We start from the raw sequence: 20,084 nt of genomic DNA on the forward strand, positions 1-20,084 counted from the left end.
TCATATCCCTATTTGAATATTGAATTATACACCTAAATTCTGCCAAATTACTTAATTGAGGCGATTATACGAAATTTTCTCGGCTAAAAATGCGTTCGTCGGAGACGTTGCCGTTCGCGAAGCGTCTCGAAGAGAAGGCATCGCAGTGTTCGCTTGCTAGCAACTACGACTATTTACGACGTTTCCAGTATCCAGGTTCTCGGCTGCAATGCATCACGAACCAGCCTTGAAACCTTCAGTTTTGTGTTTTTTAGATGCTTTGCCTACAAATTTTTGGAGGTTACTGCGTAAAAATTTTATTGTCCGCGTCCTGGCTTGCAATCTGCAAAACCTAACGCCTCTGTGTCAAGGAAACTAGCGATCGCCATCTCAATAACTGCTTCAACTGGATATTCAATTTCAGCAGCGCGAGTAATTAGAGCAGCTCGAATTTGTTCAGGTAAGCGTTCTAAGATGACTTCGGCATCAGCGGAAGAAAGTTGCTCCTGAAGTTTGGCTTGCATAAGTTTACCTTTCCATTGGAATTTGGACGTTGTAAGGGGGTTCAGTGGCTCGCTGCAAGTAACCTTTGTATCCAGACTAAAATCTCGCGTCAATCCGCTCCCAGCAAGTTATTAGTCTGCCATGAGCATCACTTACTCTACTACTTAATTTTGAATGTCTATAATATAACTGAATTCACAGATTTGCCATATATATACTTGAGTTGAATGATGCAGCAATCTAATGCTCTACGAAGACTGGAAGAAATGCTTACTGAGGCAGTTAGCAATGGAGATAGAAATCAAGCATCTGGGCCTATCTTATTAAAGGTAATGAAGCTAAGTAATCAGCCCCAAAATATTGTGGATTTTTATGAGCTTTTGAATAAGGCTGAGGAGGAAGCGAGAACCATAAGAAATAAAGCAAACATAAATAGATATCTACAGACAATAGAGGAACTGCATCACGTTTTTATTGTTAATCATGTGTGGAACACAAAATGGGAAACTTTTGCTACTTATATTAAGGATAAAGGTGTTCTCAATACACTAGATGCACTAGCATATTTTTTTAATGATCAGAATCCTGCAATATTTCTAGAGCAGGACTTTCTAGATAAACTCAAAAGTGAGTTCAGCAGTCTTTTGGAGAGAATTTTTGAATCTGATTTATCTAAAGAGCTAAAGAGGTTTTTGATAGAACGGATTGAAGATATACTAAAAGCAATACGCAGATATTATATAGACGGGACTGAAGGGCTAGAAAAAGCTACTAAATTATTGGTGAGTGATTTAGTGATGGCAGAGCATAGCCTTAAGGATAATGACAAGAATAATCCCTTGTATAAACGTGTCAAAGCATGGGGCCTTAGCCTGCTCATATACATTGCGCCTAGCCCTTACGACATCATTGGTGCTGTTCCTGATATACATGATTTTTGGGTGCCTAAATTTGAAGAACTAGCTACAGGCCACAAGAAGGTTGAGCAGATAATTTGTGAAACCTCAACCATTCAAGAAGCTTTTGAAAAGGCTTCAAACATATTTGAAAAGCAGCAACAAAAGAGGATTGCAGGTAGGGATCTAAAAGCTCTGCCTGCTTCTAAGGAAGATTTGGAACTTACTACAGATGATAACAGCGATCGCTAAATATACATGAGTTCGACGGGTTGGAGTTGCGATCGCCTATTTACATAATTGCAACTCCAGCCACAGCGGTATCGATGGTCCTGCTAAGAGCTAACATTTAGATTAGACAATTTCCAGGCGAAAACGCTGAAATGCTCTAGCCGCTTCGGGGATTAACTCAATATACCAATAGCCATTTATTTCATCTTTAAACCAACTAATTATTGCTAGTGCTGGTTGTCCAAATTCATCATGTTCTAGTCCAAAAAATTTGCAGAACTTTGCACCTAAATGACCTATTTGCCCAGGAGAGTCACCATCATATTCCGCAGCTTGGGATAATTGCCAAGTTCGTAATCTGCGATTGTCTTTCATAAAGTAACAATGCTGATACAACTTATCCAAGATGGCTTTGTGTCCTGGAGTTAATCCTTCATAAATTGAGTAAAATGCCTCTAGATATTGTTCTTCTGAAGGAATATAACGTTCAGCATCGTTTAACATTCTCTTCTTCCCATTTTTTGATTTACCAGAATGCAATAATTAAGTAGCAATATGAGCCATAAATTTTATTGAACACTACTTAAACACATAAAAATGGGATAGGCAACTTGCCCATCCCATTCAACAATTAAGTTATATCTGCAACCCTAAATTAAGGGTTAGCTTTAGGTTCCAGAAGTCCAAGAATTGGTGTACTCAATTTGGTCTGCTGTTAAGGTATCGATGTGAATTCCCAAAGCCTCTAATTTCAGGCGGGCAATTTCTTCATCCACAACTCTTGGAACTGAGTGTAAACCAGGTTCGAGTTTACCTTTGTTCTTCACTAGGTATTCCACTGCTAAAGCCTGGTTAGCAAAGCTCATATCCATAACGGCGCTGGGGTGTCCTTCCGCAGCGGCGAGGTTAATTAAGCGGCCTTCGCCTAAAACAATCACTGATTTGCCGCTTGGCAATTTATACTCTTCAGTGAAGGGACGTACTTGCTTGATTTCTTTAGCTTGATTAGCCAAGTATTTCAGGTCAAGTTCAATATCGAAGTGACCAGAGTTACAGACGATCGCGCCGTCTTTCATCGCGTCGAAATGTTCACCACGAATTACGTGTTTGTTACCTGTAACTGTGATAAATAAGTCACCTTGAGATGCGGCTTCTGCCATTGGCAGGACGCGGAAACCATCCATTACAGCTTCAATTGCCTTGATGGGGTCGATTTCGGTGACAATTACATTGGCACCTAAACCACGGGCGCGGAGTGCTGTACCTTTACCACACCAGCCATAACCGACAACGACTATGCTTTTACCAGCCAGCAGGATATTTGTGGCGCGGATAATCCCGTCTAGGGTGGATTGCCCTGTACCATAGCGGTTATCAAAGAAATGCTTGGTGTCAGCATCGTTAACATTGACTGCGGGGAAGGTGAGAACGCCATCTCTGAACATGGCGCGTAGCCGCACAATTCCGGTTGTCGTTTCTTCGGTGGTACCAATCAAATCAGCAATTTGATGTTGGCGTTGCTGAATGAGGGTGGCAACGACATCACTACCATCATCAATAATGATGTTGGGGCGGTGGTCGAGAGCTATTTGGACGTGGCGGTTATAGGTTTCGTTATCTTCGCCTTTTTGGGCAAAAACGGGAATTTCATGATCGACAACGAGGCTAGCTGCTACGTCGTCTTGAGTTGAGAGGGGATTGCTAGCAATTAACACTGCATCTGCACCACCAGCTTTCAGCGCGATCGCTAAATGTGCTGTCTCTGTGGTAACGTGGGCACAAGCCACTAGTCTCAGCCCTGCAAAGGGTTTTTCTTGAGCAAAGCGATCGCGGATTTGCCGTAAAACTGGCATTTCGCGTCCAGCCCATTCAATGCGCTGTCTTCCCAAGGGAGCTAGGGCGAGGTCTTTAACCTCGTGCTTTAATCGGGGAGAAGTTGCGGTCATCAAATATGTCCTCTAAAAAGTCAAAAAAGGTACGTAACCTTTACGTACTCTAATAGATTATTCCACGACTGGCAATTTTTGGCTGTAATCGCCAAACACTAGTCGAAGGTTCTCTGAACTAGCTTGACGTTTGATCGCTCTTATGTCAACCGAAAGCTCAAGTGGAATGATGAATTTATGAACATCAAATATGAATTTTTGAATTATAAAACAACTGCTGTTGCGCCGCTGGTTGTGAGCATATGTACTGCGTTTTTAATTTATACTTTTTTAATTTTTCCTTTATCCTGGATCAAAGTAATATCCAAAACTCCTGTAGTCCTTACAAACAGTAAATAAAGTATGATGTCATCTGCCTAAAGATAGATAATAAGCAAATTCAAAAACATCTCACCTCAAAAGACAAATTAAACTTTAGATAGGTACATTTACTTAAATTTATTGTGGAGGATAGCAGGGGAGGAATTCAACAGAAGATTTTACGCAAGGAGGTGTTGGAGTGCGCTTTAAATTTTTGGCGCTGATGAGTTCAATGGCGATCGCCGTTGTCTCAGTACCCAAAGCTACAGCCCAAATTCCCTTTTTACCTAACTTGCCAACTCCTAGTAGTGTAAGTAAAGATTCAGACAATAGAATTGTTAATGGCTGGATCTATTTAGACGGTCGCAGGTTGTTTCAAATAGCAGCAACCAGAAGCAATTTTCCAGAGCGATCGCAAAATATTCAACAAAACTTGAATGAAATTAGCCAAAATTACCTGCGTTCATCTGCACAAACCATCAATGTCCAGGTAGAAAAAGTCAAAGAAGTCCCTGTAATTACCATCAACGGTCAATACCTGATGACCGTTACTTCTGAAGACGCAAGACTGCGAGAGGAAGATGCAACACTTACAGCCAATCAAATCACAGATACTTTGCAAGAAGCCTTGCAAAGAGCTAAACAAGAGCGAAATACGCAATACATCATCGATCAGGGTAAAATAGCAGCTGCGATCGCAGTGGCAATGCTCTTGGCTAGTTGGGGTGTCTATAGTTGGCAGCGTCGTTCTTCAGGACATACAATCAATCCTACTCCCCCGGCTTCTCGCCAAACCCAACAAATTACTACTCAACTCAAACAACAGCAACATCAGCATTTACACGAAGTTAAAAAACGCCTGTTTCAGCTATCTCAAACAGGAATTTGGGGAGGTGGTACTTTTATCATCTTAGGTCTATTCCCCTACACGCGAGTTTGGCAATTAGCAATTCTCTCAGCTGCGCAAATTCCCCTGAGATTGGGTATTGTAGCGCTGGGAACTTATGTAGCGATCCGTTTTAGCTACGCTTTGATTGACCGCTTTACCTCCACTCTCATCAGCAGCGGTGCTTTATTTAACTCCGATACTTCCGAACGGTTACAATTACGTGTTTCTACGTTTTCTGGCGTAACTAAAAGTATTGCAACTATTACCTGTGTGACAGTTGGCTTTTTCCTAGCACTCATCGCTTTGGGGATAGATATCGTCCCCTTATTAGCGGGTGCGAGTCTGGTGGGTGTTGCAGTTTCCCTAGCTTCGCAAAACCTGATTAAAGATGCGATTAACGGCTTTTTGATTATCCTAGAAGACCAGTACGCTTTAGGCGATGTGATTAATGTCGGAACAGTGGGAGGTTTAGTAGAAAATCTGAATTTGCGGATGACTCAAGTCCGGGATTCCGAAGGGCGGTTAATCACTATTCCCAATAGTGAAATCAAAATCGTTGCAAATCTTTCTAGCCGTTGGTCAAGAGCCGATTTAACCATTCCCGTAGACTACCAAGCTAATATCGACGAAGTTCTGAAGATAATTAGCACTGTTGCTATGGATATGGATGAAGATCCATTATGGCAGCATCAGATTGTCGAAACACCAAAAGTTTTGGGAGTTGATAATTTTGGCGATCGCGGTTTAATTATTCGTGTCTGGATTAAAACTCAGCCACTCAAACAATGGGATGTGGCGCGGGAATACCGCCGTCGTCTCAAAATCGCCTTTGATCAAGCCGGAATCACTATTCCTGTACCTCAACAAGCGATTTGGATCAATGATGCGCAATTGCAGCAACTCCAGGAGAATGGCAAAGCTAATTAGTCATTAGTCATTGGTCATTTGTCATTTGTCATAATTTATACGACAAATGTATTTGTAGGGGCGGGAAAACCCCCATTGGTGTCAACTTAAGTCAAAACGCTTATTCCACAGGCATTTTACCCCACCCCTCAATCCCCTCCCCGTAAACGGGGAGGGGACGTTTTGGCTTTTAGACAAAACTGGGGTGGGGTAGCGCGGATCTTGGTGCTACGTGATTTTGTATCAAATCATATCTTGGCAAGGGTTTCACGTTAAGTTGACACGTATGGGTTTCCCCGCCCTTCAGGACAATTTTTTGAACCGCAGAGGACGCAGAGGGTAATCAGTTTTGCTAACTCCGAATTTAGGATTTGTGTGTACACCGCAGCTTTATAGGAGAGAGGTTTAGCAGAGAGATGAATTGAGGGAAAGTTTCATTTTTCTTTGAAGTTGACAAAAATCTTTCAGCCAACAAGAAAAAACTCATCATTATATTGTTAATTTTTGTAAAATTGAAGTCTTCAAGACTAGAATAGCAAGATGTAGATAGCTAAACTAACAATAAGTACATCTTTACTGTTAATCATTAAAAGTTAATGTGGCCCAATAGCCTCAATGATCCCAGTACAACTAATTCTTAAAAATTTCCTCAGTTATCGTGATGCAACTTTAGATTTCCGGGGTTTGCATACAGCTTGTATTTGTGGTTCCAATGGTGCGGGTAAATCTTCCCTTCTGGAAGCAATCACTTGGGCAATTTGGGGTGAAAGCCGCGCCGCTGCTGAAGATGATGTGATTCATTCAGGATCTAAAGAAGTTCGGGTTGATTTCACTTTCCAAAGTAATCAGCAAAAATACCGGGTAATTCGCACCCGTGTACGGAGTGGAACTAGTGCTTTGGAATTTCAAATCGAAACGCCTTCTGGTTTTCGCCCGCTGACAGGTAAAGGAGTCAGAGCCACCCAAGATTTGATTTTAGAACATATCAAGCTGGATTACGATACTTTTATTAATTCTGCCTACCTGCGTCAAGGTCGGGCGGATGAATTTATGCTCAAGCGTCCGGCTGAACGCAAGGAGATTTTAGCAGAGTTATTAAAACTCAATCAGTATGATGATTTGGAAGAACGAGCAAAGGAATCATCCCGTCAGTTTAAAGCACGGGCGGAGGAATTGGAGCGTTCTTTAGAGTCGATTAAAATTCAGTTACAACAACGGGAGACTACTCAAGCCCAAAAAGCCGAGTTAGAAGCAGAACATAACCAACTGCAACAGGTGCAAGCTTTTGAGACGATTCAATTACAAAGTTTGCAAGTTGTCCAGCACCAACGGCAAACTAAAGTTGAACAACTGAGTTTTGTAAGACAGCAATACCAAAATCTTACCCAAGATTGCGATCGCCTCCAACAAGAACAGTTAGCTGTTAAAAGTCAAATCTCCGAATTAGAAAAGATATTAAGTCAAGAAGCCGAAATTAAAGCCGGATATCTTCATTATCAAAATCTGCAATCGCAAGAAGAAGCTTTTGCTACCAAATTTGTAGAATATAGCCGCGCTGGGCAAACTCGTCAACAAAAGCAACAGCAACTAAGCAAACAAATTCAGGAAATTGAACGCCAACTGCAACAAGCCCAAGCCCAATTAGAAGCTTTGCAGCAACAAGAGCGAGAAATTCAGCAAACGCTGACAAAATCCGCTGAGGTGGAAACTGCTTTAGCCCAACTCACAGCAGCACGTCAACGGGTAGCGCATTTCGATCAACTGCAAATGCAGGTGAGTCCCTTATTGCAACAACGCGCAACTTTACAAAGCCAACTCGATAGATTTCATGCGGGTTTGGTGGCGCGGATTGAACAGCTAGCAACGACAGAAAATCAACTCCAACGCCAGCAACATCGCCAACCGCAACTCCAACAAGCAGTGATGGATGTGGCGATTCAAATTGAAGAATTGGAGAAAAAGCGGGTTTATTTGCAACGAGTCCAAGAAAAAGGACAGGAAAGGCGACATTTTATTGAACGGCTGCAAGCGCATCAACGAGATTATGAGAAACTCATGGGAGAATTAGAGCAAAAACTGCAAATGCTCCAAAATCCCAATGCGCTGTGTCCATTGTGTGAACGTCCCCTTGATGAACATCACTGGAACCGAGTGGTGGAAAAAACTGAAGAAGAGTTAAAAGATACACAGGGTCAATTTTGGGTAGTCCGAGAACAAATGGCTGTATCGGACAGAGAGATTCAAGTGCTTAGGCAAGAATACAGAGATATATCTCAACAGTTAGCAACTTATGATACTTTGCGCGAACAACGGGGACAGTTAGCCGCCCAACTAGAAGCTACCAGCGATGTGCAACAACAACTACAACAAATTGCGCTGGAAAGACAACATTTAGAGCGATCGCTACAATTAGGTGATTACGCCCCAGATAAACAAGCTGAACTGCGGCAATTAGACCAATATCTGCAACAACTCAATTATAATGAGCAAGATCATGCCCTAGCGCGGAGTGAAGTCGAGCGCTGGCGGTGGGCAGAAATTAAACTCCAGCAGATTAAAGACGCAAATAAGCGCCAAACCCAACTCGCAGCCCGCAAACCAGAGCTAGAAGCTGCTATTGCCCAATTGAGAACGAGAATCGAGCAAGAACACACTGATTCTGACTGTGCCAGAGAAATAGCCGCCCTCGATCGTTATATTACAGAACTCGGCTACAGTTCTGAGCAGCACAATCAATTGCGGATGGCTGTCAGACAAAATCAATCTTGGCAGTTACGCCATCAACAGATGTTATCAGCCCAGCAGCAATATCCGCAACTCCAGACGCGATCGCAAGAATTAGCAGCAGCCAAAACTGCGCGATTGGCTGAACGGCAAATACTAGCTAGCCAAATCGACAGTATTCAACAACAGTTAGAGGAAACTGCTAACCCGACTGCGCAAATTCAAGCTTTAGAACAGCAACTGCAAGTACGCAGACGACTACTCGATGAACAATTAGCCAAATTAGGGCGTTTAGAACAGTTGGCGGTGCAACTCGAAGCCTTACAAGTTCAGTACGAACAACAGCAGCAGCAATTGCTTTCTTGCAAGCAGCAACAGCGTGTATATCAGGAATTAGCCCAGGCGTTTGGTAAAAATGGCATCCAAGCACTGATGATAGAAAACGTGTTGCCGCAATTGGAAGCTGAGACGAATCAATTACTTTCTCGCCTCAGCGCCAATCAGCTTCATGTGCAATTTATTACCCAAAAAGCTGGACGCAATGGGAAATCAACCAAGAAAAATGTCAAGCTGATAGATACTCTAGACATTTTAATTGCCGATGCGAGAGGCACAAGGGCTTATGAAACATACTCTGGTGGGGAAGCTTTTAGAATTAACTTTGCCATTCGCCTCGCCCTGGCGAAATTATTGGCACAGCGGGCGGGGGCGGCGTTGCAATTGTTGATTGTCGATGAAGGTTTTGGTACTCAAGATGCAGAAGGATGCGATCGCTTGATTGCCGCGATTAATGCGATCGCCTCCGATTTTGCCTGCATCCTCACCGTTACCCATATGCCCCACCTCAAAGAAGCTTTTCAAGCCCGGATTGAAGTCAATAAAAATCAACAAGGTTCACAAGTACGGTTGTTAATTTAAATTTCGGGCAGGAGAAATTGTCATACCCTGATTGTGGGTGCGATCGCATCAACAACAATACCAAATTTGTAGGGTACTTCAGGAGATAATACAAATCTTGCACTATAAATGTCTAGAAATGATAACAAATTGGCACAGATAATATTGTTTGAGAATCTACAGAACAGCCTTGTGTGAAAGGTAATTACGAATTACGAATTACATGGTGTAGGACTCATATTTGATTTTTGAACCAACCACAAACCGCGTATTAATCAAGGCTTTTAATTGTAAATATAAAATTATTATTACATTTGAGCAAAATGTATATAAATTATGTTTATCAATTTAAGTAAAAATTATATTAAGATTTGCAAATTTTATCTAATATTAAGTTAATAATATTAAAACCTTAGAGATTTAATATAAAAGGTTTATTTAATCTAAGTGAGATTTTATATATAAGTTAATTTCTTTTACAAAACTGAAATTAGCCAGGAATAATATAATATTTTATTATTCGCAAACTCACAATCATGAGAGTAAATTTAAAACATGACTTAGGCATCAATCCAATTGCTGAAAACACAAGCTGAAACATAATAATTGTAAAAATTATATTTTATTTGTAATATCTATATAGGGAAAATGTGGATTGGCGACATATTAAAACAGGTGATTGATTATGCAAATCACGAGAATATTCCGAAAAATTAAACAAAGACTGCGCATCATAAAAGAGACTACCACGATTGTAGTTATGCTTGGTTTGTTTACCTACTTATTAGGTAAAATATTAGCCGTATATCAAGCAAATTTACTATTACCGAAAATTAAAAATCTCTCAAACTATGAACTCAAAAAAATTACTTGGCTAACTCAAAAAGAACCAAAAACAAGTAGCCAAAAAAATAAGAAATTGTTGAGTAAGCAGAGCCTAATAGAAGTATTCAACAAGTATGAATGTCTCAAACTGAATAATTCTTTAGGCGAAGTTGCTCAAAATTGCGCTTCCCATTTAGAAAATATAGTCAAAGAAAGAACTGCGGAATTAGAAAAAGAAATTGCTGAACGCAAAAAGATACAAACAGAACTAGAAAAATCCTTGTCTTTGCAATGTGCAACTTTAGAATCCACCGCTGATGGGATTTTAGTAGTAGATAGCCAAGGTATCATTGCAGGTTTTAATCAAAAGTTTCTCCAGATGTGGCGCATTCCTGAGTCGCTAATAACTTCAGGAAATTACACAAAAGCGCTTTTATTGGCGATGAAACAGCTAGAAGCTCCGAGACAGTATCTTGCTACTATTAGAGAATTACATCTGAACCCAGATACACAGATTTATGATGCGATCGCCTTTAAGGATGGGAGGGTATTCGAGCGCTATTCCCAACCGCAATGCATAGCTGGTGAAATTGTGGGTAGAGTGTGGAGTTTTCGCGATATCACAGCGCACAAGTTAGCCGAAGCCAAAATCCGTCATCAAGCTTTGCATGACCTGTTAACTAATCTACCAAATCGAGTACTATTCAATGAGCGACTTGACCAAGCATTAGCACAGGCGCAAAAAACTGGTAGTAAACTAGCTGTATGTTTTTTAGACTTAGATCGCTTCAAAACTATCAACGATACACTAAGTCATGGGATTGGAGATAAATTATTGCAGAGTGTTGCTCAACGTCTAAAAGAATCTCTGCGAGATACTGATACCCTGGCGCGTTGGGGAGGCGATGAATTCACTCTAATTTTACCAGATATCAAAGATACTAAAGAAGTTGCCCAGATCCAAGACCGCATCCTAGCCGCTTTCAAACCAGTATTTGAGATAGAAAATTACCATTTGCATATCAGTCCTAGTATCGGCATTGCCATTTATCCCAAGCATGGGCAAGATCCAGAAACCCTAATTAAACATGCTGATGCTGCACTAGATACTGTCAAATCCCAAGGACGCAACCATTATCAATTTTATCACTCAGCTATTAATTCTGGCTCTTCTGAATTGTTAAACTTAGAAAATAGCTTATACTCTGCTTTAGAGCGGCAAGAATTTGAAATTTACTACCAACCACAAGTTAATGTTACTACAGGTAAAATTACAAAAATAGAAGCTTTACTGCGTTGGCATCACGTAGAATTAGGTCTGATTTCACCTGATAAATTTATCCCGATTGCAGAAGAAACAGGATTAATTTTACCCATTGGCGAGTGGGTTTTAAAAACAGCCTGCGCTCAAACTAAATACTGGCAAGATACTCTAGGTTTATCCTCACTCTCAGTAGCAGTTAACCTTTCTGCACGACAATTTCAACAACATGACTTGGTAAAGATCGTCTCGCAGATATTATCAGAAACTCAATTAAAACCCCAGAGTTTAGAGTTGGAAATAACTGAAAGTATTGCTATGCAAAATATTGAATTCAATCAAAAAATTTTGAGTGAATTATACGATTTAGGTGTCTCAATATCCATAGACGATTTTGGTACAGGATATTGTTCTTTAAGTTATCTCAAAAATTTTCCAATTAATTGTATAAAAATTGACAAATCCTTTATCCGCGATTTATCCCATGATCATCATGATGCAGCGATTACAACTGCCATAATTGGCTTAGCACATGGACTGAAGCTTGCAGTTGTTGCCGAAGGAGTAGAAACTGAAGAACAACGCAATTTGTTACAAATTCTCGATTGTGAGCTAATGCAAGGTTACCTATTTAGTCACCCCTTATCAGCACAAGATATTACAGCACTACTGCGAAAGACTAAATCCCGCCGAATTAGTACATCTTTTTTAGTTGCTTAGTCAAGTGAAGGATAAAGGATGAAGTATAAAATGACCCCAAAAATAGGGAATTTCGATGAAATCTTAAGATTGAAGCGATCGCACCAGAACTTTGGCAGCGATCTGAAGTATTGTAATCCCAGATAAGATACTCAGGTTTTGAAGATGTGTCAACTGCTGGGAATGAATTGTAATACCCCAACAGATATCTGCTTTTCTTTTGAAGGTTTTTCTGCGAGGGGAGGAAAAACTGACGATCACTGCGATGGTTGGGGTATAGCGTTTTTTGAAGAAAAGGGATGTCGGATTTTTATCGATGACAAACCCTCTGTTACTTCTCCGGTAGCGGATTTGGTGCGGCGCTATCCCATCCACTCTACCCATGTAATTGCCCATATTCGTAAAGCCACCCAAGGCGAAGTGGCTTTACAAAACTGTCATCCTTTCCAAAGGGAACTTTGGGGGAGGTATTGGGTGTTTGCTCATAACGGAAATTTACCCGATTTTAATCCAGAAAACATGGGCTTTTATCAAGCTGTGGGTGACACCGACAGTGAAAAAGCATTCTGTATTATCTTAGAAACTCTCAGACAAAGCTTTCCCTCAAAAAAACCGCCGCTTGAGAAACTATATCCGGTACTACGTCAAGTGACTGAGCAACTCGCATCATTTGGTGTATTTAATTACTTGCTATCAGATGGAGAACACTTTTTTGCCCACTGTTCAACTAAACTCAGCTACATTGTGCGTCAAGCGCCCTTTGCAGCTGCGCACTTAATTGATCAAGATATGACTGTTGATTTTCGGGAGTTGACTTCAGTGCGCGATCGCGTCGCTGTCATCGCTACTACTCCCCTGACTGATAATGAAATCTGGACGACAATCCAACCGGGAGAACTTTTAGTTTTCCAGGATGGCTGGCCTATATTATTAGAAGTTCAATAAAAAAACTCTTTGAGTAAGGACTCAAGTCATGACTAAAAACTTACGAAGAACAAATTGCTAAATTAGATGAGTTGTCAGCTTGTAGTGTAGCTTTGACATACCTATCAATCATCGCTATCACTTGAGCAGGTACTACTGGTTTAGTCATAAATTCCGTCGCTCCAAAGACTCTAGACCGGACTGGATCGAGTAGGCGATCGCTTCCTGTTAAAATAACCACTGGTGTTTTGCTCAAAAAGGAACTGCGACGAAGCTGAGCGCAGATTTCATACCCATTCATGACGGGCATAATTAAGTCTAAAAAAATTAAATCTGGTTTGTTTTGAATCAGAGTTGGTAGAGCTTGCACTGGCTCTTGAATTCCCATAAATCTTAGCCCATTGGCGGTAATAATTTCCTCCAAAATTTTGCAGGCCTGTGGACTATCATCGACACAAGCTATCAGTGGAGCTTTTGATGTTTTGTTTTTTAAGATTTGCACATTTGCTGGATGATTTGTCTCAAGCGGAGTAGAGACACTGAGATGATAAAATTTTTGAAACTTTAATGCCGCAATTTCATTTTTTGGTTTAGCAACTTCGGTTTTAACTTTAGTACCTGGTAAAGGTAAGTCAGCTATTTCTACAAGTTCCGTAATTCCTTTATTAATATAGGGAAGCAAAGAACGAGTAACTGGCAACACACCCTGCTTCATTTTTACTGCTAAGTCCCAAAGTGTATATTTGCCGTTAAATAAATTCACAAAGTTGTTGTAAACAAATGAGCTTACCTGCTGTTGGAGTTCTTGTGGTTTACGCAATACAGGTGCTAAGTTAGGAGAGACAATCTCTAACCCGGCTTGCACCCAATTGTACCAAGACTCTTGCATTTGCTTTAATGACATCTGTGCGCTTGTAGCAATCATTGGTGCCTCTAATATGACTTTATGATTGCGATTGCAACTCCATGAATAAGTATTTACTTGTTGAGCTAAATCAAATAAAACCTCTGTGATTGTATTTTCAACAATAGCGTTAAGTTGTTCTTGTTTAATTTTTTGGCATTTATATAAATTTTCCAGTAAGAAATAATCCCAGGGTTCTATTGATAAATTATCTGCATTTACCTGGATAATATTCATATCAACTTGGGGACAATTTTGAGCTATACATCTACATAAACGTCTATAAGGATGACTTCCTCCTGTTGCCCAAACTATTTGTCCTAGACGATAATACAAAGACCATTCTTTTCCTTGTGAATTTTTAAAAGTTAATCTGCCGCTATATTGTAGTTGAGTACATTTATTCAAACCATTCAGCAATTTACTCAATTCTATTGATTTTTGGTTAGTCATACTTTATTACCTTCCGAAATCTAGCCAAGTTCACAGGAAAATCTAACTACTTGCTCATTAAAGACTCATCATATAAAAATGATAATTTTTATCCGGATGAAGCTACAACAGTAAAAATACTCATGTTTTAAATGTATGCGTATACGTGTTTGAGTTGTCTATTTTTATAGACATTACGCTGTATACAAATTACCTTAAATGCTTGAAATACAATATTTTGCATTAGCTTTTTGAGCAGTGATTATTTAAGCTTAATAAAATTTTTAGATTCATCAGGATGTAAAAGAAACGAGGTAATTATGAAAATTAAGTAAAGCAACATTTTCAATAACGGTAGTTTCAAAAGTAAAAACTCACAATAAAAAATTAAATATTTTTTTGCATTAATGCCTTTTCCCTTTTTACTTGTTCGCTAAACAGTACCCACCTTACATAAATTGTTTTCAGGCGTGAAGTTAATAATATCTAGATAAAATGAGGAAATTATGAGGTTCAAGCCCAGTGTCAGGGAGCATCCCAATTAAGACTCCATACCCTTCTAGGGTGAGGGCATTTTCATCTCGTTTCCAGCCAGTGGCTGGAAATGCTTATCAGGAGGCGGAGCCTCCCAGATCTACACTCCCAAATTGCTGACTAGACTTGGTTAAGTCGAGCGCGAATAGTTTCTATGCGTTGACGATTGACACCTAAATCGCTCTGACCCAAGCGGGAAGCAGAGCGCACCTGGATGACATTTGCATTTCGGTCTAAATAGAACTCAACATCATCGACAAAACCAAGTATTGCACTCTTAAACTCTGCATATAAGTAATCGGGACTTTCGCTAATTATTTGAGTTCTGGGTAAAGACTCAATAATACTTTTAAGATTAGAGATAGCTTCTTCTGGGGTGGATGTGAAAGTCAACGGAGCAATTTGATGGACAGCATCCGTACTTTGACTGGAAACACAGTTAGGGCTATTGGGACAAGGTACTAATTTACCGTTGTTTACCCCTAAATTATTTGGTCGTTTGCCTGCAAAAACCATAATTTTATCTGCGAGTATTGTGCTGAAGTTATATTTCACTCTAGGAGAAATAGTTGGTCACAAGCAAGCTGAGTGAGAAATCAGCCCAGACACACAACCAGAAATAATCCGCAGGCGGACTAAAACAATGGTGATGCGATCGCTTTATGATGCGGATAAGTACTATATTTTTGAAAACAAATTATGACATCTACAGTCGCAATCAACGATAGTCAAAAGTTACACATTGCACCGTTAGAAGTACCATCCCGGTTACTGCTGGGGCCAGGGCCATCCAATGCCCATCCGGCGGTGCTGCAAGCGATGAATACTTCTCCAGTTGGGCATCTCGACCCAGCTTTTCTGGCACTCATGGATGAAATTCAGTCATTACTACGCTATGTATGGCAGACAGAAAACCCCCTGACAATTGCAGTCAGCGGTACGGGAACCGCCGCAATGGAAGCAACGATCGCCAACGTTACCGAACCTGGTGATGTGGTATTAGTGGGTGTGGCTGGATACTTTGGTAATCGCCTCGTTGATATGGCGGGACGATATGGCGCAGATGTCCGAACTATTACTAAACCCTGGGGCAAAGTTTTTACACTAGAAGAACTGCGTACTGCACTCTCCACACATCGTCCGGCAATCCTGGCTTTAGTTCATGCGGAAACTTCCACTGGCGCACGTCAACCCTTAGAGGGAGTCGCCGATTTATGTCGTGAATTTGGGACGCTGCTACTAGTGGATACAGTCACCAGTCTAGGTGGTGTGCCGATATTTTTAGATAATTGGGGAGTTGACCTGGCCTATAGCTGTAGCCAAAAAGGATTGGGTTGTCCTCCAGGTGCTTCTCCCTTTACCATGAGTCCCCGTGCAATGGAAAAATTGCAACAGCGCCGCACCAAGGTGGCTAACTGGTATTTGGATATGAACTTGCTAGGTAAATATTGGGGTAGCGAACGTATCTATCATCATACCGCTCCGATTAATCTGTACTATGCCTTGCGGGAAGCACTGCGCTTAGTTGCAGAAGAAGGATTAGCAAACTGCTGGCAACGTCATCAAAAAAACGTAGAGTATCTTTGGGATGGCTTGGAAGATTTAGGACTGAGTTTGCATGTTGAGCGAGAGTTCCGCTTACCAACACTCACTACTGTCCGGATTCCCGAAGGCTTAGATGGTAAGGCAATTGCCCGACAGTTACTCAATGAACATAACATTGAAATTGGCGGTGGTCTTGGCGAACTAGCTGGTCAAGTATGGCGTGTAGGACTTATGGGCTTCAATAGCCGTCAAGAAAGTGTTGACCAACTTTTAGAAGCACTGCGGCAGGTTTTACCTAACTAGTCATTGGTCATTGGTCATTTGTCATTTGTCTCCCTTGTCTCCTATTGACTATTGACAGCCTCAACTAGAAATCACTAAACACGCAGCGTTACTCCGAAGGTAAATAGTTTAGCCGTTTAACTGGTACTTTCCTATGAGAAAGTACGGTCAAACGGCTTTCAGACAAGAGTTACAAAACTCAGTAAATTTTTAACTCAAGCTGTAGTTTATAAATAGGTTGTTAAGTTAAATTACGCAATCAGCCTATTTATTCTTGTGGCTTTGTTTGCCTGCCTGAGAATGTTGCTCTCGTGTACCACCACGAGTCCCCTTTCCTTCATTCTCTTCATTATCGTCATCATTGCTCTCATTATTTTGGTTGCTCTTGCTACCTTTGTGAGAACTCTTGCCACCTTTGCTACCAATTTCAGCCATATGCTCTCTATCTTGGCTTACAGCTTCTCCGCCTTTGCGGCCAGCTTCGCGAGCTTCTTCAGATGTAAACTCGTGAGCAGTACCTTTCTCATGAGCAGCATGTCCGCCTTTACTGGCGATTTCGCGCTGCTTAGCTTCATCCATAGAAGCAAAGCCACGCTTACTTGTGTCTGACATTTTAGAACTCCTTGTAGCTAACTAAAGCTGTAAAAGTTTTTAGCAACTTGAAACCTTAATTGGCTTCTTATGTCCAATCCTCTTTTTTTAAGTTAGCTACCTAACTCAGTAAGATTCATGTCTCCTTAGGGTGAATCATTTAAGTCTGAGGCATAACTACAGATGTATGCTAATAAGTAGAAGCACTAAGCCAATATTTTGTCTAGGACTTTGTGAGAACTGAAGCCGAAAATTTATAGATGGTGATTTGGTGATTTTGTGTTAGCAAGCAAATGATGATTTTGCAGAGCTTGCTTATTTTATTGATAGGGAAAATTTCTCCAATTGCATCATTCTTAAGCTCAAGGAGACAGATTGCACAGCGCGATCGCTCTACAGACAATTTCCGGCAAAATTTAGTAATGAGTAAGGCTGTTGCAATCTCAGATTATCCATTGCTTATTGGGAGAGAAACCCAGCTACTAATAGAGGCAAAAGGATGAGGACAGAGACAATCAGAACGAGTGTGCCTGGATCAATTTTTAAAGTATTCTTCTCTTGTTCTGGCATTTTGCACCTTTTCACAAATAGGTGAATACACTCAGCCTAAACTATTTTTACCCCTGGCTACCAGCACTATGAGAATTTACTTCACCAATGAGAAGATGGAATTGGGTCGTTGGAGTTTTGCAGTGGTGCGTCGAATCGCGGGCTGATTCGCCATTGAATAACCCATGAAGAGAATGTTTTGTCTTTCTTTAGCTGAAAACGAGACTGTATGAATTACTCCATCTTGCTTCCACATTAGGGAAGAAAAAGGTAGTTTTGGGCTTTGCGTATTTCCATCCAAAAAATAACCTTGAATATTTTTGGTTAATGAAATTGCATTACCTGTAGCTTTGTGTTTAGAAAACTCGTACAGTGTACTAACCGCATTCGGGCTATCGGCGCTAAAAGTGCCTACTAAACAAGGTGTAGCAGCAGCTTCACAACTAAACAAGCCGATAGTTAAACCGCGAGGGCTGGGAAAAACGCGCACAGTTAATTGACTGAGTAAAACGCGATCGCTACCATTGCTTAAGCTAATGTGTTCGGGTAAGCGCATTCCATAGCCAGATGGTATATTTTGCTGAATTTCTGGCAATTGAGCCGTAAAAATTTCTGAGGGTATAGCACTAGCAGGAAGTGTACTGCCCAAAACAGCTAGAACAACTGGTAAGGTAACTAAATTACGACTCAGCATGTTTTAACCATTTTTCTAAGTGGATAATTAAAAATAAATGAAAAAATGGTTAAACGGCTTTAGAAAAATTACTTATTAATTTGTATTTAAACAATACAATAAAATTGCTACAAGTAGACTAGTTGAAAATAGGGAGAAGAGAGAACTGTTGAGGGTTGACCGTTGACAACTAAGGGACTTGCAAATAAAAAAACATCCCAATCATTAACTTACCAAGCCCGCAACCTCGTAGGGGCGGGGTCACCCCGCCCCTACAATTTGGGATAATTTATTTTTTGGAGTTCCCTGACAACTGACAACTGACTAATTTAAAAATCTACCCCTCGTTTGAGTTCTACACCTTGATTGGCATAGTGCTTATGACAATAAACTTCGGAGTGAATGCTAGCTAAATCGAAGTATGAAGGTTGATTTTGGCAGCGCCCGGTGATAATTATTTCCGTATCACGGGGTTTGCGCAGTAAGGCTTGAACAATCGGTTCTACAGGGAGTAATTCTAGGTCAACGGTAGGATTGAGTTCATCAAGGATGATAGTTTTATACAATCCAGAGGCGATCGCTGTTTTGGCAATTTCCCAACCCCTTTCAGCTTCTACGTAGTCTAATTCTTGCCGGGAATTGCGCCAAACGATCGCATCTCGACCACAACGTAGATGATCTACTACTTCCGGATATGATTGTTGCAAGGCTGCGATCGCTGCATCTTCGGTGTAGCCACTACCACCTTTGAGCCATTGCATAATCAACACGCGGGTAGAACCGGGATGATTTATACCTCTACCTATGGCTTGCAAGGCTTTACCTAGAGCACTAGTAGACTTACCTTTTCCTGCACCCGTGTAAATTTCAATACCATCAATCAACAGAGCTTTTGCTGTTGGGTGGTGTTGCGGTTTCATTTCTGAGTGCAAATCAGCAATATCCAGCAGCTTTTGCGGTGCAGCACGTCCGGTAGCAATAATTTCTAAGTCTTGGGGTTTAGATTTGAGTGTCCGCACCACCTCATCAATTGGGAGCAAACCTAAATCTAGAACTGGGTTAATTTCATCTAAAACCACAACTGAATACAAACCAGAGGCGATCGCACCTTTTGCTACATCCCAACCCCTAGCTGCTTCTACACAGTCAAAAGCCGTGATTTCGTCGGGTCCAAAAAATTCAGCTCTCCCAGTCCGCACCTGGTCAATTAAATGAGGAAAACCTCGCTGCAAGGCAGCAATTGCCCCATCCTCATCATAATCCCGTTCTGGCCCCTTTAAAAATCGTAATAATAAGACACGATTTGAATTGCTCGGTGCATTAATTCCCAGGCCAATCGAGCGCAAAACCACTCCTAAAGCCGCTTGGGATTTTCCTTTCCCCGCACCATCGTAAACGTGAATTTGACCAGTGAGCCGTTCAGGACGCACTTGCGCCGTGCGAATACCGATACCGTTCCTTGTCATCTCTAGAAAATCCGTATTTTAGCAGTTTTTGACATCCTCCCCACTGTAGAGGGTGGGGGATTCCCCTGTTATAGGTGAATAACACAAGTAGCAGAATAGTGGCACACCAATACGCTAAACAGCCAGA

At 41.0% G+C, this 20,084-nt stretch carries 14 protein-coding genes; 6 read left to right on the forward strand and 8 right to left on the reverse strand.

Going from position 1 to position 20,084, the window contains the following annotated elements:
- Nucleotides 1–296: 296 nt before the first annotated feature.
- Complete coding sequence (locus AACU32_RS21585; protein ID WP_096603124.1) at nucleotides 297–503, reverse strand: hypothetical protein; 207 nt, start codon at nucleotides 501–503, stop codon at nucleotides 297–299.
- Between the two features lie 207 nt (nucleotides 504–710).
- Between AACU32_RS21585 and AACU32_RS21590 the strand changes: the two genes are divergently transcribed.
- A complete protein-coding gene (locus AACU32_RS21590) occupies nucleotides 711–1,631 on the forward strand; it encodes a hypothetical protein (protein ID WP_339378153.1) in 921 nt (306 codons plus the stop codon).
- 102 nt (nucleotides 1,632–1,733) lie between these two features.
- On the opposite strand, the gene AACU32_RS21595 is transcribed toward AACU32_RS21590, so the two are convergent.
- Nucleotides 1,734–2,114, reverse strand: a complete 381-nt coding sequence (locus AACU32_RS21595; RefSeq protein ID WP_096603128.1) for a hypothetical protein — start codon at nucleotides 2,112–2,114, stop codon at nucleotides 1,734–1,736.
- 164 nt (nucleotides 2,115–2,278) lie between these two features.
- Nucleotides 2,279–3,556 (reverse strand): adenosylhomocysteinase, encoded by a 1,278-nt coding sequence (gene ahcY, locus AACU32_RS21600; protein WP_096603129.1) that lies wholly within the window; start codon nucleotides 3,554–3,556, stop codon nucleotides 2,279–2,281.
- Nucleotides 3,557–4,055: 499 nt separating this feature from the next.
- Here ahcY and AACU32_RS21605 point away from each other — a divergent pair, with 499 nt between their 5' ends.
- The 4 genes from AACU32_RS21605 to AACU32_RS21620 all read left to right on the forward strand — a co-directional run bounded on the left by AACU32_RS21605 (nucleotide 4,056) and on the right by AACU32_RS21620 (nucleotide 13,002).
- Nucleotides 4,056–5,672, forward strand: a complete 1,617-nt coding sequence (locus tag AACU32_RS21605) for a mechanosensitive ion channel family protein (protein ID WP_096603131.1) — start codon at nucleotides 4,056–4,058, stop codon at nucleotides 5,670–5,672.
- Between the two features lie 594 nt (nucleotides 5,673–6,266).
- Entirely contained in the window at nucleotides 6,267–9,293 is a 3,027-nt protein-coding gene (gene sbcC / locus AACU32_RS21610) for an exonuclease subunit SbcC (RefSeq protein ID WP_096603133.1), read from the forward strand.
- A 664-nt stretch (nucleotides 9,294–9,957) separates the two neighbouring features.
- Nucleotides 9,958–12,078, forward strand: a complete 2,121-nt coding sequence (locus AACU32_RS21615; protein WP_339378154.1) for a putative bifunctional diguanylate cyclase/phosphodiesterase — start codon at nucleotides 9,958–9,960, stop codon at nucleotides 12,076–12,078.
- A 144-nt stretch (nucleotides 12,079–12,222) separates the two neighbouring features.
- Complete coding sequence (locus AACU32_RS21620; protein WP_096603134.1) at nucleotides 12,223–13,002, forward strand: class II glutamine amidotransferase; 780 nt, start codon at nucleotides 12,223–12,225, stop codon at nucleotides 13,000–13,002.
- 40 nt (nucleotides 13,003–13,042) lie between these two features.
- Here the strand turns inward: AACU32_RS21620 and AACU32_RS21625 are convergent, their stop codons facing one another.
- Complete coding sequence (locus AACU32_RS21625) at nucleotides 13,043–14,338, reverse strand: response regulator (protein WP_096603136.1); 1,296 nt, start codon at nucleotides 14,336–14,338, stop codon at nucleotides 13,043–13,045.
- 633 nt (nucleotides 14,339–14,971) lie between these two features.
- The gene (locus tag AACU32_RS21630; protein ID WP_096603137.1) at nucleotides 14,972–15,367 is read right to left on the reverse strand and encodes a DUF1499 domain-containing protein; all 396 of its coding nucleotides are present in this window, start codon (nucleotides 15,365–15,367) and stop codon (nucleotides 14,972–14,974) included.
- 183 nt (nucleotides 15,368–15,550) lie between these two features.
- On the opposite strand from AACU32_RS21630, the gene AACU32_RS21635 reads away from it, so the two are divergent.
- On the forward strand, nucleotides 15,551–16,699 hold the full coding sequence (locus AACU32_RS21635; protein ID WP_096603139.1) for an alanine--glyoxylate aminotransferase family protein: 1,149 nt from the start codon (nucleotides 15,551–15,553) through the stop codon (nucleotides 16,697–16,699).
- A 243-nt stretch (nucleotides 16,700–16,942) separates the two neighbouring features.
- On the opposite strand, the gene AACU32_RS21640 is transcribed toward AACU32_RS21635, so the two are convergent.
- From AACU32_RS21640 to AACU32_RS21650, 3 genes are all read right to left on the reverse strand, one after another.
- Nucleotides 16,943–17,290, reverse strand: a complete 348-nt coding sequence (locus AACU32_RS21640; protein WP_096603140.1) for a KGG domain-containing protein — start codon at nucleotides 17,288–17,290, stop codon at nucleotides 16,943–16,945.
- 625 nt (nucleotides 17,291–17,915) lie between these two features.
- Entirely contained in the window at nucleotides 17,916–18,512 is a 597-nt protein-coding gene (locus tag AACU32_RS21645; protein ID WP_096603142.1) for a hypothetical protein, read from the reverse strand.
- Nucleotides 18,513–18,820: 308 nt separating this feature from the next.
- Nucleotides 18,821–19,957 (reverse strand): cob(I)yrinic acid a,c-diamide adenosyltransferase, encoded by a 1,137-nt coding sequence (locus AACU32_RS21650; protein WP_096603143.1) that lies wholly within the window; start codon nucleotides 19,955–19,957, stop codon nucleotides 18,821–18,823.
- Nucleotides 19,958–20,084: the final 127 nt, after the last annotated feature.

It is taken from the genome of Calothrix sp. NIES-2100, from assembly GCF_963875285.1.
Classification (GTDB): Bacteria; Cyanobacteriota; Cyanobacteriia; order Cyanobacteriales; family Nostocaceae; genus Aulosira.

What these genes read in the sequence shown, in the direction of transcription:
- AACU32_RS21585 (WP_096603124.1), bottom strand. Translation starts at nt 503, where the DNA reads ATGCAAGCCAAACTTCAGGAGCAACTTTCTTCCGCTGATGCCGAAGTC.
- AACU32_RS21590 (WP_339378153.1), top strand. Translation starts at nt 711, where the DNA reads ATGATGCAGCAATCTAATGCTCTACGAAGACTGGAAGAAATGCTTACT.
- AACU32_RS21595 (WP_096603128.1), bottom strand. Translation starts at nt 2,114, where the DNA reads ATGTTAAACGATGCTGAACGTTATATTCCTTCAGAAGAACAATATCTA.
- ahcY (WP_096603129.1), bottom strand. Translation starts at nt 3,556, where the DNA reads ATGACCGCAACTTCTCCCCGATTAAAGCACGAGGTTAAAGACCTCGCC.
- sbcC (WP_096603133.1), top strand. Translation starts at nt 6,267, where the DNA reads ATGATCCCAGTACAACTAATTCTTAAAAATTTCCTCAGTTATCGTGAT.
- AACU32_RS21615 (WP_339378154.1), top strand. Translation starts at nt 9,958, where the DNA reads ATGCAAATCACGAGAATATTCCGAAAAATTAAACAAAGACTGCGCATC.
- AACU32_RS21620 (WP_096603134.1), top strand. Translation starts at nt 12,223, where the DNA reads ATGTGTCAACTGCTGGGAATGAATTGTAATACCCCAACAGATATCTGC.
- AACU32_RS21625 (WP_096603136.1), bottom strand. Translation starts at nt 14,338, where the DNA reads ATGACTAACCAAAAATCAATAGAATTGAGTAAATTGCTGAATGGTTTG.
- AACU32_RS21630 (WP_096603137.1), bottom strand. Translation starts at nt 15,367, where the DNA reads ATGGTTTTTGCAGGCAAACGACCAAATAATTTAGGGGTAAACAACGGT.
- AACU32_RS21635 (WP_096603139.1), top strand. Translation starts at nt 15,551, where the DNA reads ATGACATCTACAGTCGCAATCAACGATAGTCAAAAGTTACACATTGCA.
- AACU32_RS21640 (WP_096603140.1), bottom strand. Translation starts at nt 17,290, where the DNA reads ATGTCAGACACAAGTAAGCGTGGCTTTGCTTCTATGGATGAAGCTAAG.
- AACU32_RS21645 (WP_096603142.1), bottom strand. Translation starts at nt 18,512, where the DNA reads ATGCTGAGTCGTAATTTAGTTACCTTACCAGTTGTTCTAGCTGTTTTG.
- AACU32_RS21650 (WP_096603143.1), bottom strand. Translation starts at nt 19,957, where the DNA reads ATGACAAGGAACGGTATCGGTATTCGCACGGCGCAAGTGCGTCCTGAA.